Annotated in this window: 3 protein-coding genes; 1 reads left to right on the top strand and 2 read right to left on the bottom strand. The window is 71.4% G+C overall.

What is annotated here, in order from left to right; genetic code table 11:
• Together ACFXA3_RS33590 and ACFXA3_RS33585 are read right to left on the bottom strand one after the other, a co-directional pair.
• Positions 1-745 (bottom strand): DsbA family protein (locus ACFXA3_RS33590; RefSeq protein ID WP_385193126.1); only part of this gene is annotated, 745 nt, incomplete at its 3' end.
• 52 nt (positions 746-797) lie between these two features.
• On the bottom strand, positions 798-944 hold the full coding sequence (locus ACFXA3_RS33585) for a hypothetical protein (RefSeq protein WP_385193124.1): 147 nt from the start codon (positions 942-944) through the stop codon (positions 798-800).
• Between the two features lie 601 nt (positions 945-1,545).
• Here ACFXA3_RS33585 and hrpA point away from each other — a divergent pair.
• Positions 1,546-5,508 carry an ATP-dependent RNA helicase HrpA gene (gene hrpA / locus ACFXA3_RS33580; RefSeq protein WP_385193121.1) on the top strand — a complete coding sequence of 1,321 codons (3,963 nt, stop codon included), beginning with the start codon at positions 1,546-1,548 and terminating at the stop codon, positions 5,506-5,508.
• Positions 5,509-5,635 lie beyond the last annotated feature (127 nt).

The raw sequence follows: 5,635 nt of genomic DNA, 5'->3' as shown, positions 1-5,635 counted from the left end.
CGGCGTGCCATTGGCGTTGGGCGGTGGCCGCGCCTCGGGCGTCGAGCGGCTGGGCGCCCGCGATCGGCTGCCCGCCCACCAGGAAGGACGGGGTGGAGGTGACGCCGATGCGGTAGCCCTCCTCCTGGTCCTTGCGCAGGGCGGCAGCGGCGGCCTCGCCGGCCATGTCCTCCTCGAAGCGCTCCAGGTCCGCAACCCCGGCCTCGCGGGCCAGCTCCAGCAGCCGGTCCCGGCCGAAGCCCTTCTCCTTGGAGCCGGCGGCGTACGCGGCCGCGTGGAACGCTGCGAACCGGTCCTGCTGCCCGGCGGCCCAGGCCGCCTTGGCCGCGGCCTCGGACTCGGCGCCGAAGATCGGGAAGTTGCGCCACTCGATGCGCAGGGTGCCGTCCTCGACGTACTTCCTGACCAGCTCGGGCTCGGTGTCGCGGGCGAATTTGCCGCAGTAGCCGCACTTGAAGTCGGAGTACTCGATCAGCACGACGGGGGCGTCGGGACGGCCGGCGGCGAGCTTGTCGCCGCCCTCGCGGCGGGCGAGCGCCTTCAGCCCGGCGGCGGCTTCGGCCCGGGCCCCCGGAGTGGCTCCCGGGGTGCTGGCGGACCGGCCCGGCGCCTTGTCGGCGGGGGCGGTGGCCTGCCAGGACACGACCCCGAGGGTGACGGCGCCGAGCGCGACCCCGGCGGAGATCAGCAGCCGCCTGCGGACGGAGGCGGAAGAGGAGGAAGAAGGGGAAGGGGAAGAAGACATACGGGTGCTCCAGAGCTACGGATGGGAAGGGACCGGCGGAAGGGCCGGTCCGCTACACCCGCATCACGGACAGCTCCACGGGCCCCGGCGCCACCCGGTCGGGCCCGCGGGCGCGCACCCGAGCGGGCGGCGTCCGGTCGTCCCAGAGCTGCTCCACCGCGGGCCGCCCGGCGGGAACGTGCCCGTGCTCGCCGCGCACCGGCCCGGCCGGCACCTGCGGCCGCTGCGAACCGGGCTCACACCCGGGCCCCCGCCCACCCCGGACCCCCTCACCCACCCGCACCACTCCGGCGGGCGCCGCGCCCGCCTTCGTCGAGCCGCCGGGACGAAGTGCCGAGCCTGCGGCGGCGGGCCGCACGTCCGCGTGGGCCGAAGCCGCGGCTGCGGCGGGCCGGGCAGCCGCCGGGACCGGCCGCGCCGGGCCGGCACCGCCGAAACGAAGCGCCGGCACGACCGGGCCGGCACCGCCGGGACGGAGAGCCGGGGCCGCCACGCCAGGCCGCACGGCCGCACGGGCCGAAGCCGCGGCGGCAGCGGAAGCGGATCCGGCGGGCCGGACCACGGCCCCGGGCACCACGGGACCCTGGGCCGCGAGGCCCGGGGCCGCCGTGGCGGTGGTGGGGGCGGTCAGGGCCGTTGCCCATATCGCCAGCGCAGCGACCACGGCACGCAGGCGGGACATGACGGGCCTCTCACTCGGTCGGCGGGACGGTTCAGGTGATCTCGTCCCGAAATGGTACGGGGAGGGTGCACAAATGCGTTCGCCACCCGGCGCCTGCGGGTGAGATCCTCGATCAGGTATGTCTACTTCCTTCGCCGCCCTGCAGACGCTTCTCGGTGAGATCTCCCTCCGCGACGCGCACCGCCTCGGCCGCCGCCTCGAAGGCGCCCGCCGCATCCGCAAGCCCGAGGCCAAGCAGGCCGTGCTCGACGAGATCGCCGCGGAGGCCGAGAAGGCCGCCGCGCGACTGGCCGGCCGTGCCTCGCGGATGCCGGAGGTCACGTATCCCGAGAACCTGCCCGTCAGCCAGAAGAAGGACGAGATCGCCGAGGCGATACGCGACCACCAGGTCGTGATCGTCGCCGGTGAGACCGGTTCCGGCAAGACCACCCAGATCCCCAAGATCTGCATGGAGCTGGGCCGCGGGGTCCGGGGCATGATCGGGCACACCCAGCCCCGCCGGATCGCCGCCCGCACGGTCGCGGAACGCATCGCCGAGGAGCTGAAGTCCGAGATCGGCCAGACCGTCGGCTGGAAGGTCCGCTTCACCGACCAGGTGAACCAGGACGCGACCTTCGTCAAGCTGATGACCGACGGCATCCTGCTCGCCGAGATCCAGACGGACCGCGAGCTGCGCGCGTACGACACGATCATCATCGACGAGGCCCACGAGCGGTCCCTCAACATCGACTTCCTGCTGGGCTACCTGTCCCAGCTGCTGCCGAAGCGTCCCGACCTCAAGGTCGTGATCACCTCGGCGACGATCGACCCGGAGCGGTTCTCCCGGCACTTCGGGGACGCCCCGATCGTCGAGGTCAGCGGCCGTACCTACCCTGTGGAGGTCCGCTACCGGCCCCTGCTGGAGGAGGACTCCGAGGAGAGCGACCGCGACCAGATCACGGCGATCTGCGAGGCCGTGGACGAACTCCAGTCCGAGGGGCCCGGCGACGTCCTGGTCTTCCTCTCCGGCGAGCGCGAGATCCGCGACACCGCGGACGCCCTGAACAAGCGCAACCTCCGCTTCACGGAAGTCCTGCCCCTGTACGCGCGCCTCTCGCACGCCGAGCAGCACCGCGTCTTCCAGCAGCACACGGGGCGCCGGATCGTCCTGGCCACGAACGTCGCCGAGACCTCCCTGACCGTCCCCGGCATCAAGTACGTGATCGACCCGGGCACCGCCCGGATCTCCCGCTACAGCCACCGCACCAAGGTGCAGCGGCTGCCCATCGAGCGGATCTCGCAGGCCAGCGCCAACCAGCGCAAGGGCCGCTGCGGCCGCACCAGCGACGGCATCTGCATCCGGCTCTACTCCGAGGACGACTTCCTCTCCCGTCCCGAGTTCACGGACGCCGAGATCCTGCGCACGAACCTGGCCTCCGTCATCCTCCAGATGACCGCGGCCGGCCTCGGCGAGATCGAGAAGTTCCCCTTCATCGACCCGCCGGACCACCGCAACATCCGCGACGGCGTCCAGCTGCTCCAGGAGCTCGGCGCGCTGGAGACGGGCGAGAAGACCTCCCCGGAGGGGAGGAAGGGGCAGCGGCTCACGCCGATGGGCCGCCAGCTCTCCCAGCTCCCCGTGGACCCGCGGCTGGCCCGCATGGTCGTCGAGGCCGACAAGAACAACTGCGTCCGCGAGGTCATGGTCATCGCGGCGGCCCTGTCCATCCAGGACCCGCGCGAGCGGCCCTCGGACAAGCAGACGCAGGCCGACCAGAACCACGCCCGCTTCAAGGACGAGACGAGCGACTTCCTCTCGTACCTGAACATGTGGCGCTACGTCCGCGAGCAGCAGAAGGAGCGCGGCTCGTCCTCGTTCCGCCGGATGTGCAAGCAGGAGTACCTGAACTTCCTGCGGATCCGCGAGTGGCAGGACATCTACTCGCAGCTGCGCACGGTCGCCAAGACCATGGGCATCCACGTGAACGAGGGCGACGCCCCCGAGACGAGCGTGCACATCTCCCTGCTGGCCGGCCTGCTCTCGCACATCGGGCTCAAGGACACCGACAAGAACGAGTACTTGGGGGCGCGGTCCGCCAAGTTCGCGGTCTTCCCGGGGTCGGCGCTCTTCAAGAAGCAGCCGAAGTTCCTGATGTCGGCGGAGCTGGTGGAGACCTCGCGGCTGTGGGCCCGGGTGAACGCCAAGGTGGAGCCCGAGTGGGTCGAGCCGCTCGCCCAGCACCTGATCAAGCGCACGTACAGCGAGCCGCACTGGGAGAAGGACCAGGCGGCCGTGATGGCGTACGAGAAGGTGACGCTGTACGGCGTGCCGATCGTCGCCCAGCGGAAGATCAACTACGGCCGGATCGATCCCGAGGTCTCGCGCGAGCTGTTCATCCGCAACGCGCTGGTCGAGGGCGACTGGCGGACCCACCACAAGTTCTACGCCGACAACCGCAAGCTCCTCACCGAGGTCGAGGAGCTGGAGAACCGGGCGGGGCGCCGCGACATCGTGGTCGACGACGAGACCCTCTTCGACTTCTACGACCAGCGGATCCCCGAGCACGTGGTCTCCGGGGCGCACTTCGACTCGTGGTGGAAGCACAAGCGGCGCGAGGAGCCCGAGCTCCTCGACTTCGAGCGCGAGATGCTGCTGACCGAGAAGGCGGCCGGGGTCACCAAGGCCGACTACCCGGACTCCTGGCGGCAGGGGCAGCTGAAGTTCCGGGTGACCTACCAGTTCGAGCCGGGTGCGGACGCGGACGGCGTGACCGTCCACATCCCGCTCCAGGTGCTGAACCAGGTCACCGACGAGGGCTTCGACTGGCAGATCCCCGGCCTGCGCGAGGAGGTCGTCACCGAGCTGATCCGCTCGCTGCCGAAGCCGATCCGCCGTCACTACGTGCCCGCGCCGAACTTCGCGGGCCGCTTCCTGGACACGGCGGTTCCCCTCCAGGAGCCGCTGCCGGTGACCCTGGCGCGCGAGCTCCAGCGGATGGTCGGGGTCCCCGTCTCCGCCGAGGACTTCGACCTGTCCCGGATCCCGGACCATCTGAAGATCACCTTCCGGATCATTGACGAGCGTCGCAGGAACCTCGCCGAGGACAAGGACCTGGAGGCCCTGCGGCTGAAGCTGAAGCCGAAGGCCCGCCAGGCCCTCTCCCAGGCCGCCGCGGCCACGGCCGAGCGGGCGGGCGGGGAGTCGGTGGAGCGCTCCGGGCTCACCGACTGGACGATCGGCACGCTGACGAAGGTCTTCGAGACCCGGCGGGCGGGCCAGCCGGTGAGGGCGTACCCGGCGCTGGTCGACGACGGGGGAGCGGCAGCGGGAACGGTGTCCGTACGGCTCTTCGACACGGAGGCCGAGCAGCAGCAGGCGATGTGGCTGGGCACCCGGCGGCTGATCCTGCTGAACATCCCGGTGAACCCGGCGAAGTTCGCCTCGGACCATCTGACGAACCAGCAGAAGCTGGCCCTGTCCCGCAATCCGCACGGCTCCATCCAGGCGCTGTTCGACGACTGCGCGACGGCGGCGACCGACAGGCTCATCGCCGACCACGGCGGCCCGGCCTGGGACGAGCCGGGCTTCCGCAAGCTCTACGAGGCCGTGCGCGCGGACCTCGTGGACACCACGGTGCGGACGGTGGCCCAGGTGCAGCAGGTACTGGCCGCCTGGCAGGCCTGTGAGCGCCGCCTGAAGGCGACCAACAGCCTGGCCCTGGTGGCGAACGTGCAGGACGTGCGGACGCAGCTGGCGGCCCTCGTGCCGGCGGGCTTCGTGACCCTGACGGGCCTGCGGCGGCTGCCGGACCTGATGCGCTACCTGGTGGCGGTGGACCGGCGGCTCCAGCAGATGCCGACGGGCGCCCAGCGCGACACCACGCGCATGGAGAAGGTCCACGAGATGCAGGACGAGTACGCGTGGCTGCTGGAGCAGCTGCCGAAGGGCCGGCCGGTGCCGTCCGCGGTCACCGACATCCGCTGGATGATCGAGGAACTCCGGGTCAGCTACTTCGCGCACGCGCTCGGGACGGCGTACCCGATCTCCGACAAGCGGATCGTGAAGGCGGTGGACGCGGCCGCCCCGGGCCCGGCCCGCTGACCGGGTTCGACTGCACCCCCTGAGCTGGGGTACAGTCTGATTCGCAGCCGCCCAGCGGCCGCAAATCAAGGACCTGTGGAGCAGTTGGTTAGCTCGCCACCCTGTCAAGGTGGAGGTCGCGGGTTCA

Source organism: Streptomyces sp. NPDC059456 (assembly GCF_042750055.1).
Lineage (GTDB): Bacteria > Actinomycetota > Actinomycetes > Streptomycetales > Streptomycetaceae > Streptomyces.
Note: the sequence above shows the minus strand (reverse complement) of the source record. Positions and strands in the feature narration are given on the sequence as shown.